The organism is Kordia sp. (genome assembly GCF_022447245.1).
GTDB lineage: Bacteria > Bacteroidota > Bacteroidia > Flavobacteriales > Flavobacteriaceae > Kordia.
Genome location: NZ_JAKVBC010000005.1, coordinates 149,669 through 169,250, shown reverse-complemented (window position 1 = coordinate 169,250; position 19,582 = coordinate 149,669). Strand labels below are relative to the sequence as shown.

Annotated in this window: 22 protein-coding genes; 4 read left to right on the top strand and 18 right to left on the bottom strand. The window is 32.9% G+C overall.

From position 1 onward, the window contains the following. Positions 1-372: 372 nt before the first annotated feature. The 3 genes from MK119_RS05490 to MK119_RS05480 all read left to right on the top strand — a co-directional run bounded on the left by MK119_RS05490 (position 373) and on the right by MK119_RS05480 (position 2,199). A complete protein-coding gene (locus MK119_RS05490) occupies positions 373-669 on the top strand; it encodes a hypothetical protein (RefSeq protein WP_290671650.1) in 297 nt (98 codons plus the stop codon). Positions 670-1,076: 407 nt separating this feature from the next. Next, the gene (locus MK119_RS05485; protein ID WP_290671648.1) at positions 1,077-1,355 is read left to right on the top strand and encodes a hypothetical protein; all 279 of its coding nucleotides are present in this window, start codon (positions 1,077-1,079) and stop codon (positions 1,353-1,355) included. 109 nt (positions 1,356-1,464) lie between these two features. After that, the gene (locus MK119_RS05480; protein WP_290671646.1) at positions 1,465-2,199 is read left to right on the top strand and encodes a nitroreductase family protein; all 735 of its coding nucleotides are present in this window, start codon (positions 1,465-1,467) and stop codon (positions 2,197-2,199) included. A 929-nt stretch (positions 2,200-3,128) separates the two neighbouring features. On the opposite strand, the gene MK119_RS05475 is transcribed toward MK119_RS05480, so the two are convergent. The 4 genes from MK119_RS05475 to MK119_RS05460 all read right to left on the bottom strand — a co-directional run bounded on the left by MK119_RS05475 (position 3,129) and on the right by MK119_RS05460 (position 5,852). Further along, on the bottom strand, positions 3,129-3,785 hold the full coding sequence (locus MK119_RS05475; RefSeq protein WP_290671644.1) for a response regulator transcription factor: 657 nt from the start codon (positions 3,783-3,785) through the stop codon (positions 3,129-3,131). A 5-nt stretch (positions 3,786-3,790) separates the two neighbouring features. Further along, positions 3,791-4,564 carry a histidine kinase gene (locus tag MK119_RS05470; protein ID WP_290671642.1) on the bottom strand — a complete coding sequence of 258 codons (774 nt, stop codon included), beginning with the start codon at positions 4,562-4,564 and terminating at the stop codon, positions 3,791-3,793. 178 nt (positions 4,565-4,742) lie between these two features. Continuing rightward, a complete protein-coding gene (locus MK119_RS05465; RefSeq protein WP_290671640.1) occupies positions 4,743-5,420 on the bottom strand; it encodes a hypothetical protein in 678 nt (225 codons plus the stop codon). Between the two features lie 6 nt (positions 5,421-5,426). Beyond that, positions 5,427-5,852 carry a hypothetical protein gene (locus MK119_RS05460; RefSeq protein ID WP_290671638.1) on the bottom strand — a complete coding sequence of 142 codons (426 nt, stop codon included), beginning with the start codon at positions 5,850-5,852 and terminating at the stop codon, positions 5,427-5,429. 256 nt (positions 5,853-6,108) lie between these two features. On the opposite strand from MK119_RS05460, the gene MK119_RS05455 reads away from it, so the two are divergent. Next, on the top strand, positions 6,109-6,366 hold the full coding sequence (locus tag MK119_RS05455) for a hypothetical protein (protein WP_290671636.1): 258 nt from the start codon (positions 6,109-6,111) through the stop codon (positions 6,364-6,366). On the opposite strand, the gene MK119_RS05450 is transcribed toward MK119_RS05455, so the two are convergent. The 14 genes from MK119_RS05450 to MK119_RS05385 all read right to left on the bottom strand — a co-directional run bounded on the left by MK119_RS05450 (position 6,347) and on the right by MK119_RS05385 (position 19,571). Beyond that, positions 6,347-7,192 (bottom strand): biotin-dependent carboxyltransferase family protein, encoded by an 846-nt coding sequence (locus MK119_RS05450; RefSeq protein WP_290671634.1) that lies wholly within the window; start codon positions 7,190-7,192, stop codon positions 6,347-6,349. The genes MK119_RS05455 and MK119_RS05450 overlap by 20 nt on opposite strands. Further along, positions 7,186-8,640: a 5-oxoprolinase subunit PxpB gene (pxpB, locus tag MK119_RS05445; RefSeq protein WP_290671632.1), complete on the bottom strand. Its 1,455-nt coding sequence runs from the start codon at positions 8,638-8,640 to the stop codon at positions 7,186-7,188. The genes MK119_RS05450 and pxpB overlap by 7 nt, the downstream gene beginning before the upstream one ends. A 102-nt stretch (positions 8,641-8,742) precedes the next feature. Then, on the bottom strand, positions 8,743-9,933 hold the full coding sequence (locus MK119_RS05440; protein ID WP_290671630.1) for an Nramp family divalent metal transporter: 1,191 nt from the start codon (positions 9,931-9,933) through the stop codon (positions 8,743-8,745). Then, entirely contained in the window at positions 9,917-11,059 is a 1,143-nt protein-coding gene (locus tag MK119_RS05435; RefSeq protein WP_290671628.1) for a DUF2891 domain-containing protein, read from the bottom strand. Before MK119_RS05435 ends, MK119_RS05440 begins: the two co-directional genes overlap by 17 nt. Before the next feature lie 58 nt (positions 11,060-11,117). Next, positions 11,118-11,669 (bottom strand): retropepsin-like aspartic protease, encoded by a 552-nt coding sequence (locus MK119_RS05430; protein WP_290671626.1) that lies wholly within the window; start codon positions 11,667-11,669, stop codon positions 11,118-11,120. Positions 11,670-12,078: 409 nt separating this feature from the next. Beyond that, positions 12,079-12,309, bottom strand: coding sequence for a hypothetical protein (locus tag MK119_RS05425; protein ID WP_290671624.1), 231 nt, complete (start codon positions 12,307-12,309; stop codon positions 12,079-12,081). Positions 12,310-12,479: 170 nt separating this feature from the next. Next, the gene (locus tag MK119_RS05420) at positions 12,480-13,349 is read right to left on the bottom strand and encodes a LytTR family DNA-binding domain-containing protein (protein WP_290671623.1); all 870 of its coding nucleotides are present in this window, start codon (positions 13,347-13,349) and stop codon (positions 12,480-12,482) included. A gap of 220 nt (positions 13,350-13,569) precedes the next feature. Beyond that, complete coding sequence (locus MK119_RS05415) at positions 13,570-14,205, bottom strand: 4'-phosphopantetheinyl transferase superfamily protein (protein ID WP_290671621.1); 636 nt, start codon at positions 14,203-14,205, stop codon at positions 13,570-13,572. Then, positions 14,202-15,125 carry a phosphoglyceromutase gene (locus MK119_RS05410; RefSeq protein ID WP_290671619.1) on the bottom strand — a complete coding sequence of 308 codons (924 nt, stop codon included), beginning with the start codon at positions 15,123-15,125 and terminating at the stop codon, positions 14,202-14,204. Before MK119_RS05410 ends, MK119_RS05415 begins: the two co-directional genes overlap by 4 nt. Before the next feature lie 6 nt (positions 15,126-15,131). After that, on the bottom strand, positions 15,132-16,247 hold the full coding sequence (gene fabD / locus MK119_RS05405; RefSeq protein WP_290671617.1) for an ACP S-malonyltransferase: 1,116 nt from the start codon (positions 16,245-16,247) through the stop codon (positions 15,132-15,134). Positions 16,248-16,269: 22 nt separating this feature from the next. Further along, the gene (locus tag MK119_RS05400; RefSeq protein WP_290671615.1) at positions 16,270-17,547 is read right to left on the bottom strand and encodes a beta-ketoacyl synthase N-terminal-like domain-containing protein; all 1,278 of its coding nucleotides are present in this window, start codon (positions 17,545-17,547) and stop codon (positions 16,270-16,272) included. A gap of 25 nt (positions 17,548-17,572) precedes the next feature. Next, the gene (locus MK119_RS05395) at positions 17,573-17,818 is read right to left on the bottom strand and encodes an acyl carrier protein (protein ID WP_290671613.1); all 246 of its coding nucleotides are present in this window, start codon (positions 17,816-17,818) and stop codon (positions 17,573-17,575) included. A gap of 46 nt (positions 17,819-17,864) precedes the next feature. Continuing rightward, positions 17,865-18,572 carry an MBL fold metallo-hydrolase gene (locus MK119_RS05390; RefSeq protein WP_290671612.1) on the bottom strand — a complete coding sequence of 236 codons (708 nt, stop codon included), beginning with the start codon at positions 18,570-18,572 and terminating at the stop codon, positions 17,865-17,867. A gap of 36 nt (positions 18,573-18,608) precedes the next feature. Then, entirely contained in the window at positions 18,609-19,571 is a 963-nt protein-coding gene (locus MK119_RS05385) for an acyltransferase domain-containing protein (protein WP_290671610.1), read from the bottom strand. Between the last annotated feature and the right edge of the window lie 11 nt (positions 19,572-19,582).

Below are 19,582 nucleotides of genomic sequence, written 5' to 3'. Positions count from 1 at the left end.
TACAGTGCCTTAGTATATGGGGCTTTAAAATAATTAACACATCATAATCACGTATCATGAAAAAACAAATTCAAAAGAAATTATCGGTAAATAAATTAACATTGCAAAAATTACAAGTGCTGAAGTTTATCAAATTAAAGGAGGAACATTAACAGATGTCACTGGGGCCAATCACGGTTGTACTGACGGATGCCCTACATTACTTGCCACAGAGGCTTCTTGTGGCTGCAAACTATAACTATCGTTTTGTCTAATTTAGGTTAATCCTCTTTTTTTCCTCCTTAAAACTACGCTAATATTGTTCTTAGATCGATCTAGAAATGGGAAAGCCGAAAACCATCAAAAGTAGGCATCATATTAACAGATTTAATTATGAAAAAAAAGAAAGTAACTAAATTGTCACTGAAGAAGAATACCATTTCTTCTTTTGATTCTAATATTGTAAAAGGTGGTTCATATACGTGGGCTCCTCCATGTATTAGTAATACTGAACCGCCAGATAGTATTGAACAATGTTCTCGATTTGATTGTGGAGGAACAGGTCCTGGAACAGGACAATCTAACACTTGTCCAACCAATCAAACTTGCGGTAACTCCTGTGTTCCTAATTGTAATCCAGGAAGTTTAAATCCAGGATGTGGTGACAACACAACTGTAACTACTCGATAATGTAATAAAATACTATTATAAAATTAAGAAAGAGGATGCGCTTGCATCCTCTTTTTTTTATGGATTCAATTCTTTCATAGCAAGAACATAGATGAGTTTCTAATCACATACTCTTTATTACAACAATTGTACATTTATCAGCTACCCTTTTTTGTTTAATTTCGGGTAAATTTATTTCCGTAAAACCTTTTGAAATCAACGTTCTCAAAGCATTCAAGAAAATTTCAAATCTTCATACACATCTTAAATCTCATACTAAAAATATTGAAGTCAAATTCGTTTAATTTAGGTTTCTCTTCCTTTTTTTCTTCAAAAATCACAGTTAATATTGTTCTGAGATCGATCATCAATTAACATGCGGCTAACAATAAAATAGACGCATTTTATAAACTATTAAATACTTAATTATGAAAAAAAAGAAAATTTCAGGATTATCATTAAGAAAAAGAACCGTTTCTTCCTTGGAAGCTTCAAGTTTAAGTGGAGGAACAGGGTATTACACTGAATTTTGTTGGACATTTGCTCCTCCATGTTTAAGTGCTACAGAGCCGCCAGAAGATCCAACTTTTATCTGCGGACCTATTCCAATTGGAACAACAAATCCAGGCTCACCACCAAACCCAACAAATGTAACTTGTGGATCTAGTTGTATTCCAACAGAGTGTGGTACAAGTAATCCAAACTAATTTTTAACATTTACACTCACTTCAAGAAATTGGTTTAGGTGAAACTGAAAAGGGAATACTGTAACACGTATTCCCTTTTTTTGTTCGCGTAAGATCCGTAAGTTTGTATATGACCTCAGAAAAAACAGTAACCGAAGCTATTCAATACAGGCGCTCTGTCCGCGTTTTTGATAAAGACATTGAAATTGATGCCGAAAAAGTAAAAAACTGCCTTAAAAACGCCGTTTTAGCACCTACAAGTAGCAATTTACAGTTGTGGGAGTTTTATCATGTCACAGATATTACCGTTTTAAAACAATTAACAGAAGCTTGTTTGGGGCAAAATGCTGCAAAAACTGCAAAACAATTGGTAGTCGTTGTAACCAGAAAAGATAAATGGAGACAACGTGCAAAAGCCAATGTCGAATTTTATGAAAATCTTTTTGGTAATAAGTCGAAAGAAGAATACTCAAGAAGAGAAAAATTTGCGATCAACTACTATAAAAAACTCATTCCGACATTATATCCTGACTTTCTTGGAATTTATGGTTGGCTAAAATATGCCGTGTTTAATATTATTGGTTTGTTTCGACCTATTTACAGACAAGTTCGTTTGAGCGATTTACGTATTGTGGCACATAAAAGTGCTGGCTTAGCTGCACAAAACTTTATGATTAGTATGGCAGCAATTGGCTATGATACTTGCCCAATGGAAGGAAGTGATACCTTACGCGTCAAAAAAATCCTAAAACTACCGCGTGGCGCTGAAATTAATATGATAATTGGTTGTGGCGTTCGAAGTGAAAATGGAATTTATGGTCCGCAATTTAGAGTTCCTTTTAAGACAACGTATACACAAGTTTAACATTCATTTTTAGATATTCTTTTTTTAGTTTCTCGAATTTTAGTTTGTCAACTTTTTAACCTTAAAAAGATGAAACTGATAAAACTTTTCGTTTTATTATGAGTATTAGGTTTTAGCATTACAAGTTCATCTATTTCTTTTTTAGAAAAGGAGAAAATTGCATTCTGCAGATGTCATATTATGCTTGGAGACAAAAACAGGTAAAACCGTTGTTGTTGAATGATTCAATGGTGTAAAGAAACTCAATTGAATTCTGGATAATAAACTCATTATGACCAATTAATTACTAGTAAAACCTGAAGCTGGAATTTTCCGTGTTATTGTCATAAAAGTATTGAAGACAGAATTTCCGAAATGGAAAAAGGCGAAAAAGAGATGAATCTTTTAAAAGTTGGAAATACTTTTGGATAGGCAGTTCAACCTACAAGAAAAGCTACAAATGGAAAAATGGTTGGAACACTGAATGCAACTTTTATCTATATTACAGACAATGAATTTGTATTGTCTCATAAACTAAGTAATAAAAATGTTGTCAAATTAGATTTAACATCCGTATTCAAAAAATCTAAGCGACGAAAGATTAAGCTTAAGGATAAGTTGGAATTAGGTATTGGATATTGGGTAAGTTGTTATTTTTAATACTACTTTTTAAAACAAAGCGAAGACAGTTATACATATAAACCCTTTAACTTCTTTTTGTTTACACTAAGCTTGTCGGAGTGTAAATTTGTTTCCATCTAAGAACTTACTAGCATATCAAAGCATTCCTGATTATATCGAATTGATGCGCTAGGAATATATATTAAAATCATTAATGCATCACGTAAAAAAACATAAGCACGTAAAAAAAATACAAGTGCTTAACAAGTTCACAGCGAATTGTATCTAAAAATCTATAAGCGACAGCGTTTCAAAAAAGTCTAAGCAGTCTATTTACTATTCACTAAATTATTTCGAATTGCGTATAATACCAAACCTATTCTACTCTTTACTTTAAAATGCTTAAATAAAGATTCGCGGTAGCCATCAATCGTTTTTGGACTCAAGCACATTTCTTGTGCAATTTCTTTATACGTCATTTCTGTACACGCCAATTTCAAGAACGTCAGCTCAGTATCTTTCAATGGTTTTCCGTTAGCTACTTCTTTTTCATCATTTCCATGTAGCGAATTCAATAAGGTAGTTGCTACACGTTCGGAGTAGTAGATTCCGTTAGAAATTACTTCATTCAAGGCTTTATAAAATATTTCTGGATGAATATCTTTCAGCAAATATCCTTTTGCGCCCAAACGTAGCATTTTTATAATAGTTTCTTCGTGATCGTCCATAGAAAGTGCCAATACTTGGATACTTGGTCGGTTTTCTTTAATCCATTCCATAGTTTCAAAACCGTTCATCACTGGCATATTAATATCTAGTAAGATTATATCTGGGACATTTTCAGACTCTAATAATTTCTTTATAAGTTCGCTTCCATTCTTTACATGGTACAAAACCTCAAACTCATCAAATGCATTGACCAAACCTTGTAAGGATTGAGCAAACAATAAATGGTCATCTACAATTACAACTGAATGTTTTTTCATTACTCTTATTTATAGGGATAGGCTAAAGTTAAGGAAACTCCTTTATTTTTTGCTGATTTCATCACAAATTCTGCATTGATGATTGCAGCACGGCTTTTCATATTAATTAATCCTGATCCTTTTTCTATTTCTCCTTCATCAAAACCAACACCATCATCTTGTGCTAGAATAGCTAATTTATCGGTTTCAAAATTTAATGTTACTTCCAAGTTTTTTGCTTTGGAATGTTTAATGGCATTTGAAAAGAACTCTTGTAAGATACGGAACAATATGATTTCTTCTTTAATATCTAACGATCGTTCTTCTCCTGAGACTTGCAAAGTTGCTACTAAGAAATTTAACTTATTGAATCGATCCAATTCCACTTCAATTGATTTAATAAGTCCCATATTTTGGATAATCTCCGTATTCATTGTTTTAGACAACAATCGGATTTCTTGCAGGCTCTTCCCTACTATTTCACTGATATCGTCTAGTTTCTCTTTATTTTCTTCGGTAAGTTGTGTTCCTAAGATATTAATATGCATCCGAGCTACTGATAATAACTGTCCAATATTATCATGTAATTCCCAACTCATATTTTGCAAAGCTTGTTCTTGTATTTCAATTTGCGATTTGGCAATTTCTTCCATATATCGCTTTTCCGCTTCTTTCTTTTCAAGAATAAACTTTAGTTTACGCTTTTGAAAGAATACAAACAGGATGATAACCGTGATTAACAAAATAAGCAACACCGTGGATGTTGCTGCAACAAGCATTTGTATTTCTTGATCGTTCATAAGATTTCTTCAAATAATATCATTTTTAAGGAAACGTCTTCATATTAGCCTCTAATTCAATAAATTTCCTTTTTTTTCTATGTAAAAACACTAAGGTAATCACTAATAATATTCCCATAAGAAAAATCGTTGAAGCGCAAAAAAATACTAATATCTTAATTTCTTCCTCTGTCATTACTTAATCAATTACATTATTCTTTTTATACGATTTATAAAATCCTACAGCAAAACATATATACATGATAGCATTTAATGCAAATGTTACTAAACTTATGATACGTTGATCACTTTTTAAGAATACTTGAAAAGCAAAATAAAATGGCATAAACGTACCATAGAATAATAATACTCCTAATATGAACCAGAATTTTATTGAATCTGTAATACTAAAAATTGTTTCTTTCTTAAAAGATTCTACAAAGTAAAAACTAATAGCTATCAGTAAGAAAATCACACCAACAGCATACGTATGTGTCTGCAATTTATCCATAAATTCTTGCCCATACATTATATTAGATACTGCAAAAATTAAATATACTATTAGCAATCCTCCAACAATACGTTTTCTATTTTTTGAATTCAAAATAAACTGAATCCACCATAAAAAAAATGAAATTTGAACAATAGTAAATATATTGGCTATAGGGTAGTTTGTTTCACCAAAAATATTATAGTACCAAGTCCCAAAAGATTTAAAATATAAACTTACAAATTCAGTAATCACTGAAAATAAAATACAATAAACAAAATATTTGGCATTGGTTTTAGAATAATTTCTATATGAAATAATTCCATAAATTAAAGTAGCCAACGCCAAATACCCTGTAAGAAATCTCAACTCTTCTAATGCAATCATTTCTTTCTATTCGCCATAATCATTTTTAGGAGGATTTCCCGTACTACCATAGTTCAGCGCAGGAATTGTAGTGACATCTTCACTGTTGTCACTTCCATTATCTTCTCCAAATTTTTCTTCGCTACTGTATGCTTTAGTAGGACACAAAAACATTGTGTTTTGCCCTGCTTTTGACTTATCTGTAGTACTCTCTGGATATACACCAAAATAAAATCGGATTCCATCAACAGTTATTTTTTGTTTTAAAGCTTCTTGCTTTACATAGTTGATGTAGCCTTCCAAATCTTCTAGTGAATACCAGCTAGAACAAGAAAAGTTACTGTCGTTTTTAGCACCGAAGCCTTCAATTTGTTTTGCTTTAAAACAAGCATTCAATTCTGAAGCTGCTTCACTACTAATTAGTTTGTCTTTAGGGGTTTTGTAGTCACTCATACTTATAATATGTATTGATTATTGCCTCCAAGTTATTTATAAAGTATTACAATTAAAAATTTGAATTCTATACTATTCCCAAACACACTAGTTAAAAAACTGATAACGAGATTTTTACCCAAAATATACTTTAGAATTCTCAGGGTTTTTCCTTTTGAAAAGGGGAAAAATCCCCATTCATTCAAGGCTCTTTCCTCTTGTGGGCTATTTTTTTACAACTTAAATTCGCTTTACATAACGATAGATTTACCATTACATGACTTCCCTAGACAGAAATATTAATGCCTCAAGAATTATTATTCGATCCCATATTGACAAGGCTTTTACTGAAAAGTTTATTCAATGGAATGATGGTTTGAATTACACCGAATTTATTCGTGCATTGTGGCGTTTATTCTTAAATCACGATGGTTTTAGAAAAGGAACCCAAGATATTTTAGGAAAATTGAGTGAAGAAGATGCTATGCAATTACTTTCGGACGAAATTGATATTACTAAGTTGAAAGCTTCTTAAATTGTATTTGATCTCGCGTATGTTTTTGCGCAAGTCTAATAATGCTTTTTTGATTTAATTGTAGAATTCTTGGATAACCACCTGTCGTTTGACAATCTTTCATCAATATAATCAACTTTCCAGATGGTGTTAACTGAATTGTTCCTGGCAATACTGCCGAAGTGATGATGGATGGACAACTATTTTTTAACATTTCTTCAAGTTGATATGCCATTCTATTATTCAATCCAATTGAAAATGTGCTTTTAAAAAGTATTTCTTGCTGTTGTTTTGATAAGAAATCGAATTCAGGACCTTCGTAAACATCAATTTCTTTACTCTTGAAGATTTCTTTTTGTAATGCAATATTCGATTTTGTTTCTATTGGTCGTAATGAAACTTGATATGGAATAAAATCTCCTTTATCAACTCTTATTTTTGGAGTAATTCCATCATAGAAACTTCTACTTTTTAACACAATTTCTGTTTGAAAACCATTTTTTATGGCTAGATACGTACGAACGCCATATTTTCGCTTCCCAAAAGTAAGTGTATCTCCTTTAGAAACCTTTACAGACGCATTTAATCGCATTGGTTGATTGTTTAGTGTAGCAGATAAATCAGCTCCGCAAATTGCTATTTGAGTCTCTTTATGGAAACATACTGCTGCGCCTTGTAATGTCATTTCTAAAACCGCATCATTTTCTTCATTTCCCAAAATATGGTTTGCCAATTTTGCATGATAATCATCCATGACTCCAGCAACTGGAACACCAAAATTTCGGTGATGAAATCTTCCTAAATCTTGAACCGAAGTATACAATCCGCTGTGTAAAATTTCTAACATACTTCTGCGGATTTTATGGTGTAATTTCCATTAGAAATAGCTTCAGAAATTCGTTCGTATTCTTCCAAAGAAATGGACACAAATTTTATAAAATCTCCTGCTTTTGCAAAGCATGGTTTTTCTTTAGAAACCTCAAAAAAATTAAGAGGCGAATTTCCTAAAATTTGCCATCCGCCAGGACTCGTTTTTGGATAGATTCCTGTTTGCATTCCACCAATGCCAACTGCTCCTTTTTTGACTTCCAATCTCGGTGTAGATTTTCGATCGATATGTAAGCGTTTATCCAGTCCTCCCAAGTAAAAAAAACCGGGTAAAAAACCGGTAGAAAAAACTTGGTATTTTGGAGCTGTATGAAGCTCGACAATTTCGCTTACAGAAAGCTTCTTATTTGAAGCAATTTCTTCCAAGTCAATTCCAAAAGTTTTGTCGTAACATACTGGAACTTCCCAACAACACCTTGTCGAAGTCTGTATTTTGTCAGATTCTAACAAAAATAGTCGTTCCAACAAATGTTGGAGCGTTTTTATATTTACTTTTTTATTATCGTATAAAATTAATAATGAGTTATTTGATTGTATTACATCAAGTATAACTTTAATATTAAAATTTAGTATATTTTGTTGGTATTCCAACACGTTATACAGCACTTTTTGTGTCATTTTTGCTTCCCAAGTGAGTAACAAACCAGCCTCTCCATACCTTTTATATGTCGGAAAATTGTCTAAGCTCTGTAGACTTTCCGAATTAAAATATGTGTGCAACTTCTGAATGATTTGCATTGCGTTTAAGGTGTCAGAATGCACACAAAAAGTATCTGATTTCATGAGTACTTTTGTTCCTGAAATTGTTTTCACTTTTTGTTCATTTTTCAATAATGAAACATGTGGAATAACCTCCTCTATTTTAGTTAAAACTGCATGTTCTTTTTTGCGCGAAACTAAGGTCAAATCATCGTTGTAATTTCGATCTGCAAACACCTCATAAATGACTTCAAAATTTTGTTTTAAAGCCAATTTTTCAATCACAGAATTATAGGGTATATAGAGTTTATATTTACCTTTATATTTCACAATTGAATCTAAAAAAAGTTGTGCTTTTTTTTCACTTTTTGCCACATCATTATACAAGGCTCCATGTGGTTTTATGTGTGCAATTTTTGCGTCGTGTAAAGCCACAATTTCTTCAAGATTTGTAATTTGTTTTTGGATTATTTTTATGAATTCATCTTCCATCATATCCATAGAAGTTCTTCCAAAATTTTCACGATCAGGATATGAAGGATGTGCGCCAATTTCTACTTGATATCTTTTAGCCAAAGCAACTACTTCGTGCATTGTTTTTACATCTCCTGCATGTCCGCCACAAGCAATATTGCATGCGTTTATGTAAGGCATTAGAATTTCTTCATTACCTACACCTTCTCCGACATCACAATTGATATGTAGCATTTTTTAGTTTTTTAGATCGCTTCGCTGTTAGAATTTAGATTTTTTAAATAATTATCTTTTTACTTTTATTCTTTTAGATTACTTCACTGTTGGGCTTTATGATTAAAATACCGTGTAAATCCCTTTAATTCCTAAGATTAGTGCTATCAAAATGATGCAAATAGCTAATATATTTTGAAACAGGGTATTCTTATACTTCCCTAAAACATTGGCTTTATTAACGATCCAAACTAAAAAGATGGCGACAATTGGAAGTAATAAACCATTTGCTACTTGTGCAAACGTAATGACTTCTACTGGCTTGAATTTTAAAGAAGAAAAGACAACTCCTAATATCAAGATTATTGCCCAAACTGCTCTGAAGCGAATGTCTCTTAAGGAAGCTTTCCAACCAAAACAACTTTTAGCTACATAGGCAGCTGCTAAAGGTGCCGTGATTGCAGAAGTAATTCCTGCTGCAAATAATCCAATTCCGAGTAAGTATTTTGCATTTTCTCCGTATAAAGGTTCTAACCCTTTAGCCAAATCAAAAGCATTGTTAATATTGCTTCCAGTAATAGCTGTTGCTGCCACAATGATTGTCATAGAGACAATTCCTCCTAAAATAACAGAAATGATCATGTCCTTTCTAGCCTTTGCCAGATCTTCTTTTGTTTTCCACTTTTCTTTTACTAAAGACGCATGCAAGAAGAGATTGTATGGAACTACGGTTGTTCCTATCAATCCAATGATAATGATCCAACTGTTTTCAGGTATGGTTGGTACAAATGTTCCCTTGAGCATTGCCAAAAGATCTGGTTTTGTTAAAATTGCTGTGATTATAAATGAAATGCTCATTAGTAATACTAGCGCAACAAGACTACGTTCTAGTATTTTGTAGTTTCCAATAAATAGTACCATGAAAGCGATGAATCCTATCAAAATTGGATAAAACACAGCGATTTCTTCCCCAAAAACTACCATTCCTAAAGAAGCTCCACTAATGTTTCCTGCTTCATACGCCGCATTTCCAATGACAATAGCACCAAAAATTAAAAAGATAGCTACGTTTCGCAATAATGGACTTGTTATTTGCCCTTTTATAACTTGTGCTAAGCCTTTTTGTGTAATGATTCCTGTTCGCGCTGCCATTTCTTGCAATACAATGGTTGCAATGATGGATAACAACATTGCCCATAATAAACTGTAGCCATATTGTACACCAGCCTTGGTACACATGGTAACCGTTCCTGGACCTATAAATGCTGCAGCTACAAGCGTACCAGGTCCAATATTTTTAATCCACTTGAACATTAGCAGCAGTATTTAAGGCATAAATAGCAAATGAACCCAACCAGTGTGTTCCTTCATAATTATCATCTACGATACTTGGTAAGGAATAATTGATGTGTTGGTTTGCAATATTTTTAAGATGTGCATATTCTGGAAATTCATTGGCAATTCCGTATAAACACCAAGCTCTACTAAAATTCACACCATCTAAATGCACTAGTTTTCCATCGGTTCGATCGGATACTTTTCCTTGTGCCATTTGAAAATCTTTATCTGCTAATTGTGGTAAAAATGCTTGTAACCACGTTTTGAACTCGTCTTTTCCTAATACTCTACGCATAATATCAGCTTCTTCCAAACATGGTGATAGGAAGTCAAATCCGCTAGGTTCCCAAGTTATGGGACAGTTAGCATCTACCATATAAAAATCCTTCGCTCGTTGTTCTATAAGACTTTTTAAAGCTATATGATTCACGGTTTTGGCATAATCGTACGCAAATGTGAGTCCGAATGCTGTATTTGTATGTTCGCCTACTCTAATAGGATAAGATAGTTTTGGTAAGAAATCTAAATAGCCTTGCACAATGATGTCTGTTAACGGTTGTAAATTAGTTTCTAATTCGCGTGCTAATGGATCGTTCCATGTGTGTAATTCTTCTGCGAGTTTTAATAGCCAAGCCCAACCATAGGTGCGTTCAAACGACTTGTTGAACTTTCCTTTGAAATATAAAATTTCAATTTCGATGTTTTCTTTGGAGATATTTTCAGCCAATTTCACTCTGATCTCAGCACTATTTTCAAGTTTTGGAAATTGCTTTAGTAAACTTACCAATGACCAATGTCCATGTACGGATGAATGCCAATCAAAACATCCATAAAAAGCTGGATGCAATACTTTTGGTGACTGTAAATCTTTTTCACCACCAATGGTTTGATTGAGTTTGTTAGGATATTCTTCCTGCATGCAGTGCAACGGTAACGCTGACAATCGATTGGCCTCTGCTAAGGATAACGTTGCTATTTTACTTGAAACTTTAATCGTTTTGTCAGTTTTTGAAGTATTCGTTTTTGGTGTTTCTTTTTGGGTTTCTTTAGGTTGACATTGTATAAAAATACAAAGCATCAAAAAGTAGCTTACTTTTTTCAATGTTGTGTGTGTTTTGGTTGGAGTTTAAATATAGGGATTTCTATATAGATTTGAGATATTAGATTTTTAAATACAATGTTAATTTTGCATAATCTATGATTGCTTCTTTTTCACTTAAAATGTCAGCACCAACAATTCCGTCTATTTCTCCTATTTCATAATCTAAAAGAGCTTGATTAACTAGATCTAAATTCATAACATATAAAGTGTAATCACTGAGTTCTAAGGATTCTAAGCGGAGCGTATTCCTCATTGAATTTTGCACTTCAATATTTTTGACACCTACGCCAGTTGCTAATTCTTCTTGTGGCTCCGTTTTCATAAGAAATTTGTCTGTACTTTTTTCTGCGATTGTTGTCACATTAGCACCTGTATCTAAAAGAAAACTTCCTTCTACTCCATTCACCGATAGTTTTAATTGTAAGTGTCCAGTAAATAATTTTTCAAGAGGAATTTTTGCATATCCATTTTTTAGTAAAATCTCTTCCAAATCAAATTCTTTTGCTACTTCTTTTTGGGAAGATGTATTTGTATACATATACTTTTCACTAAAACTATATCCTACAAAAAGAGCCAAGCAAAGCCCAGCAATAAATAGTATCTTTTTCATTTTTATTACATATAATATACCACAATATACTTAATTTCTACACGTACATTTTATGAATTGAAAAGTATTTTAAAAACAAAAGCGAACCGAAGTCCGCCATTATCATAATTTTTATTCGTAAAACTTACCAGCATGGGAAACATGTACGCCTGCATGTCCAAAAACATGTTGCAAAACAATCAGTAGGACATGTATTATCCGTTACTTTAGGCAATGGGCATACTGGGCAAACTGAAAGCGGATTTGTTGCAGCTACTGGGTTTATCACTACTCCTCCACTTACTTGATCTAATTTAGAAACAGCACTTTTATTAAGTGATAATTTTTTTTAGTTTTTTTCTTTATTATCGGTTCTTTTAAGTTATTAATAAAAAAAGTGGGCCATGTAGCCCACTTTTATGATTGTTGCTTATACAGGTACAGACACTGCATTACAAGTTCTTGTGAAATTAGGACAATCACCTCCTTTACATTGTGTTTTTCTCACAGTGTTACATACTTCACAGTTAGACCATACATTGGTACCTACTGGAACTGGATTTGGTGAAGCATTTCCTGCAGCAAGTCCGCCACGTGGATTATCAAGTCTTGAGATTGCTCTTTTTTGAAGGTTCAATTTTGTTACATTCTTTTTCTTCATGATTTAAGAATTTTAAAATAGTTATTGATTACTTTTTATATTTTTTAGTGAACACGGTTTAGGTAAAACTCAGTAAAAATCAACACTAAAATTAATTTGTTAATTTCCATTATAAAAATAATTGTTACGAATGAACAAGCTTTGTGACGAATGAATAGAGACTAATTTTCTTATTTTTTTAGAAGACTAAGAATACTTTTGATAAAACTTTTACTAACGGGAATTTCATTTTTAGCAGTTGCTAAAGTAAGCAAGATACGTTGCGAATTCCCTTTATGAAATTGAACTTTTTCTATGTTTACATAATACTGTCGATGGCATTTTACAAGAAATGAGTACGATGCCAAACGTTCAGAGACAAAACGTAATGGAGCACGTAATAATTGTGCTTTTTTATCTCCTGTAGAATAAATTTCAACGTAATTCCCAGAAGCCATGATGTATTCTATTTTTGAAGGTGTTACTTCTATACATTGATTGACCGCTGGAGATTTTAGGATGATTGTTTTAGCTGCAACTATTTTTTCTTCATCACATACATTTGTAGCATTAGTAACTGTTTTTTGTGAAGCATATAAACGATCTAATAGTATAGTGATGATAAATAATGGAATTGCAATGATGATTGATCTTGGAATTGTGACAAACATATAATATGCAGAATCTACTTCACCAACATCCATCATAAAGCGATGATAAAGAGTTCCTATGAATCCGGCAATACTTAAAATTGCTACTAATAACAACCAATGATGATAGGTTTTCCAAATTCGCTTTCCATGAGAGAATTGTAATTTTCGAAAGAGTAACCAATACAACGTATATATGACAATTGTGGTATTGATTCCATACCCTAATTGTATGATTTTTATAGGAATTTCAAACTTGGGAATCGCCAAATAATTATCGTACGGATCAAAAATGTAGACAAAAATAGTGAATACAACACCAACAATCACTGAAAGCTTTAAGTAGTACTTTTGATTGTCGATTAATTGGTGTTTCTGTTGAAAGTAATAGATTAATTTGGATAGTGTCAATGTCTTATTAATTAATAATAGCTAAAAGAAAATTACAAAATTGTTTTTTAGACCAATTACGGTTTTCCCCTATTTTGTGACGAAATTCAAGTTTTTGTGATGATTGAAATTTGAAAGTAGTTTCTTTTTAACTTAAAAAGACACTGTCCAAAATTTCTTTTTAGACGATTTTGTGTTTTTTAGAATAGGGTATGTTAATATCTGTTATCAATGTTTAAATTTAAAATTTAATTGCATGTAGTTTGCATGAGGTTAATTTATTAGAAGCTATACTAAAACTGTATCCATCTGCTATACTTATCTCTTGTAGAAACCATAACTTACCATCATACCGTACTGTATTGTCTATCACTTCTAGTTGATTATAAGGAATGTAAAATCCACGTCCATCTGCTTTTGAGACACTTTCTTTGATGGTCCAATAGTTGTAAAATGTTTTCAGCGAATCATTGGATTCTTGTATTTCTGTCCATTCTTGCGCTGTCATAGAGTTATCAAAGTTTTCAATATTTCGGTGCTGTCGCTTTTCGATATCAATTCCCAATCGAATGTTTTCACCTATAGCACACATTACATAATCTCCTGAGTGAGAAATATTGAAATCGTATTGCGGTAGTGTTAAAAATGGACGTTTGTGAGCGCCATACGTGATTAGTTTGCGCATATCATTATTGATATCATGATATTTTAACGCTTCTATCAAAAGTAATTTTCCAAACAAATTTGCATGTTTGTCTTGCCAACGAACAAACTTTTCATTGCGCTCTTGAAGATCTTTTGGTAACAAAGACAAAAGCTTGGTGTAATGCGCTTCTTCTATTGGCGTTGTAAAAGATGTGTAAAAAATATCTATCAAAGTTTTTCTTTTTGTAAGTTAGGTTTCATATTAAAGAACTTAGAAAAAATAGCATCAAATATTCCATCGATTCGCGCTACTTCTTGAAATTGTTTTGCTTCATTGCCAATGACTAACAATGGCACTTCATTTTTGCTATGTCCACCAAAAGACAAATCTTCTATATTTCCATGATCGCTCGTCATCAAAACATGAATAGAGTCGTCTTTGTTATATAGTATTCCTCGCAGGAATTCATCAAACATATCAAAAAAAGCTACAGATTTACTCATATCCTTTCGATGCCCGATCAAATCAGGCAAAAAACATTCAAACACTACTAAATCATGCGTATTTGTAATGTTTTTTAGATTTTTACCTGCTTCAAACGGACTGATTTCTGGGACACGATTGTTGGGCATATTTTGCAATGTACTATTTGTAATATCCCAATGCACAGCATTTCCAGCTATGAGATCGTCTAAGGTATTGAAACGATTATGTGCAGCCAATACACTATGCGTAGTGACACTATACCGTGAAGTATTATCGGAAGTAAAAAAACCGTCTGTGTACGAATTGGCAAAAACATTCGAAATATGATGCGAATTCGCATATTTAAATATAGAACGCTTTTGAATGATTTGCACCAATTCCTCCGTAGGATATGCCATTAAATGATATCCTAAAAAAGCAGACGCATTGTAGCCCGTAAATAAGCACGTTTGCCCCGTAGCACTTTGAGGAATTCCATCTACGTTAAGACATGCGTCTATTCCTTTTAACAATACTTTGTTTGAACATACATGTACATTGCGAAGGAGCCTTTTTCCAGTAAGTTGGTGTAATATCGGCATGCGAACACTTGCCAACGGATTGGTAGCTACATCATCGCCCAACCCTACTCCATCTAGAAAAATAAATATGAGTTTCTTTCGCATAAAAAATTACACTGCTGTTACTTCTCTTAAATCGAAATATCCGTTATAACCTTTCATGTATACCGCTGCTCTATGTCCAAATAGTATGATTGCTTCTGTTCGTGTTTCTAGTTCAGTATCATAAAAGTCTGATTTTACTTTGGTACCAATTGGGTTTGAAGCATTCCATTGTGTAACTAATGCTAAAGAGTCCTGCGTAGATTTTACAGCAGTTATTTCTTTCTTTTTAACTCCTTTTTTGGTCGTTTTCTTTTCTGTTGCTGTTTTTTCTTTTTCAGAGAAATCTCTTTTGATATAGCCTGTAAGTTTTGTTAACACTTCTCCAACACCAAGCTCTTCAAATTCCATCTCTCCTTTTTCTAGCAAATATGTCATTCCATCTGCCCATCGTACACTGTTATATAGCTGATTTACTAAGCTTTCTGATACTTTTTTGTGATCGTATGGTTTTCCTGTAATATTTGCAATCACCTCAATTTTAGGCTCGTAAAAACGTTTTCTTTTTAAGAATTTTTCAAACTCGTCTGCAGCTTCTTTCATGTATCGTGAGTGAAAAGCACCACTTGTGTTCAACGGAATAAACATGACACCTGCTTTTTCAAAAAACGGCTGTGCATTAGTGACATCTTCTTTTAAACCAGAGATTACAATTTGCGAAGAAGCATTCAAATTTGCAATGTCAATGGTATCAAGATTGGCATCTTTTAAGATTTCTTTTATCTGTTCTTCTGAGGAGTTTAAAATTGCAGCCATACCACCATTTTTGGCTTTACTCATTAATTCTCCTCGCTTTTTTACCAGTTTCAATCCACTTTCAAAACTAAATACACCTGCAGCTTGAAGCGCATTGTATTCTCCCAAACTATGTCCAGCTACATAATTAGGCTCCTTTTCACCATCTTTCAGCTTTTTTTGATAGGATAAAGCATTTACAACATACAAAGCGGGTTGGGTAAATTGTGTTTTATTTAATTGTTTGTTAGGATCTTCCAGACAAAGTTCTTTGATAGAATATCCTAAAATTTTATCTGCTTTTTTTGTTAATTCTGGAAACTCATCGAAGAGTCCTGCTCCCATTCCTTTTTTTTGGGAACCTTGACCAGGAAATAAATATGTTTTCATTGTTATTTTTTTAGTTGATTATTTAGTCTATGTTTTCCAATACGATAGCTGTATTGATACCTCCAAATCCAAAAGAATTGCACAAGGCGTTTTGTATTGTGTATTTTGTAGCAACTTTTCCACAAAACTGTAATTCGTTATGAATAGGATTCTTTAGATTCCTGTTAGGATGCAGAAAGCCGTGTTTCATTTGTATAACAGTAGCAATAATTTCTACCATTCCTGCTGTATATAAACAATGTCCTGTAAGCCCTTTTGTGGCATTTAGATATACTGTGTCAGTATGATTCTTAAAAATATTAAATATTGCTTCGGCTTCAGTTTGATCGCCTAAAGGTGAGGAACTACCGTGTGTATTGATATAGTTAACGTCACTTGTGCTAATTTCTGCGTTTTGCATGGCTGTTTTCATAGCCTTCTCTTCTCCAGTTAGATTTGGATTGGCTGAACTGTTTTTGTCTAAATTATAGCCATAGCCACTCACCTTTGCTAATGAGGCAACAACTCTTTGATCAGCACTTTTTTGGTTTTCTAAGATCACACTTGTACTTGCTTGTCCGTAAATAAAACCTTCATGTTTTTTATCAAAAGGCCTACAAGCCAATGAAGGCTGATCGTTATATGTTTTTCCGCCCATTGCACCAATATTGATAAATCCTTGTATATCTAATGGAGATAAATCGGCAGGAACTCCTACGACTAAGCAAACATCAACAATTCCCAATGCTAATAATTGGTGACCTTTGATGATGCCAACATTTCCTGTAGCAGAAGCTCCACCCACAGCAACACCTTCACCTTCAATTTCAAACAATTCACTAAGCACACCGACTTGATTGGTTTCTAAGAATTCGAGTGCATATCTTGGTGAAAGATATTCGGGATTGTCTACGAATTGTGATAATAGGTTATATTGATAGTTTTGTGTACTATTTTGTCCAGCTACAACCAAACCTATCCGATCTGAAGCTACTGTGTTTTCGAATAATTTTGCTTGCGTCCATGCTTGCAATGCTGCCAAAATTGTCATCTGAATTACAAAAGGAGCGCGTTGTCCTAATCGCTTCGCTTTTTTAAACTTTTCTTCAGGGACATTCGGAATATTTTTCAATTTTTCTACAAAAGAAAAATTTCGAATTTCAGCAGCAATCGTAACTGACAATGGAGGTTTTGTAATAGCTTCCTTTGTTTGTATCCCTGAGATTCCTTGTTGTAAAGAATGTGTAAAAGTAGTGATATTGTCTCCAATTGAAGAGACAATGCCCATTCCTGTAATTCCGATTCCTTGGTTTAGTAACATTTAAAGTCTATTTTTTAGCGATTTTTTAATTGTTTACATTTTCATGTAATACATTTACCAAACCTTCGATATTGTTTACACCTGCAAAACTCATTAAAGGAATTTTTACATTCAATTCACGCATTGACATGGTTACAATCTCCATTCTATCAATAGAGTTTGCTCCTATATCTTTTAATTGTTTTTCGATAGCGATGTCTTCTTTTTCTACATCTGGAATTACATCCATAATTGTTTCTTGTACGATGTCGTATACTTCTTCTCTTGACATAATTTGATTTTTAAGTTAATTGTTAAAGTTTATTTTGGTTTTATTTTTAATAAAATTCAAAGAATTTTGAGTATTTCTGCCCTTTTCGCAATCGATATGAAGCAAAATCTTCCTTTTTTGAAAATTGCAAATAGATATTGTTTTGTAACACATCTGCAAAAGGTTCTCCAGGGGAACGCGCATATTTGTGCCCTGGATAGATTCGAGTTGTTTTTTTAACATATTGTTTGATTTTTTCCAAACTTTCAAACATATTATAAGCCGCTTCTTGATTGGGACATAGTCCACAACCTTCTATAAAAAGTGTGTCACCCGTAAAAAGGTTATTACCGATTAAATAGCACATGCTTCCTTGTGTATGACCTGGTGTTAGTAACGGAACTATTTTTAACGAACCCACTCTAAAAGATTCTTCATCTATGGGTTGTAATTGTGCCGCTTCATACCCAGAAATGGCTACTTCTTCTCTTGACATCCATATAGGACAGTTGTATTTTTCAGCTAAAGGTTTTGCTAATTGTATATGATCAAAGTGCGAATGCGTGAGCAGAATTCCTTTTAGCGTGGTATTACTCACATCTAGTGCCAGTTGTATTTTTCCTAAATCCCACGCAGGATCTACAAGGATAGATTCACTATGTATATGATCGATTACTAAGTAATTGTAATTAATCACAAACATATTAGACACTCTCAATATGACTACTTGTGGCTCTAATCCTTCTTGTTGAACATCTAAAGTTCTTTTATGCATAGGTCATTTTTTCGTTCTTCATTTGTTTTGATCAACTCAATTGTTGTACTTGTGAAAAGCCTCTGTAAATTTTTCAAGTGTTTGTAAATTTTTACCGTATTGATTTATGAGTTGTAATGGAATTGATTTTGAATCGGCATCTAGTATGTATTTGACTGAAGTTGCCAACGAACCACTTGGTCCTAAATCTATAAAGACACAATCATGTTGATTGGTTATCGTATGTACTGCATTTTCAAAATTGACAGAATATCGTAAAACATCCCAAAAATCATTGTGAGAGACTTCGTTTTTGATACGTGCGTCTTTGGATGAAATTATTGGAATTTTTCCTTTTGAAAGCTGTATTTTTTGTATTTCTGCTTTGAGATCGTTTTCAACAGCATCAATTAATGGTGTGTGAAATCCGTTAGTAACAGGTAATTGTTGTGATACTATACCTTCATGCTGTAATGATTTTTGCAATGTTTGAATGTCTTTGGGCAAACCACATACGACAAAGCTTTCTGAAAAGTTAGTTGCTATCAACCAAAAGGCAGAAAATATATCTGGATTTTGAACAATGATTTCTTTTCCAGACATAATTGCTAACATTGCTGCTTTTGGTGTTTTTTCTTCCACCATTTTTGCGATGGTTACAGAAAGGTTCAAACCATTTTCTAGTGATAACATTTCAGAAGCAATGCACGAAGTAATTTCACCTAAACTATATCCCATAAAATATTCTGGATGAATATTCATATCTTGTAACATACGATAAAGACTGTATTGTACACTAATTAATGCTGGATTTGTATACAAGAGTTGATCAAAAGGTTGTCCTTTTTTTGCTGGATCATATAGCATTTCAATCAGTGATTTTCCTATAGCTGCAGATACGATTTCACTACACTCATTCATCCCAAAATTAAAGATTTTGTTATTTTCATATAATTCTTTTCCCATTCCGTAATACTGAGAACCTTGTCCAGAAAACAGAAAAACTTTTTTTAAATTCATTAGGTACGTTT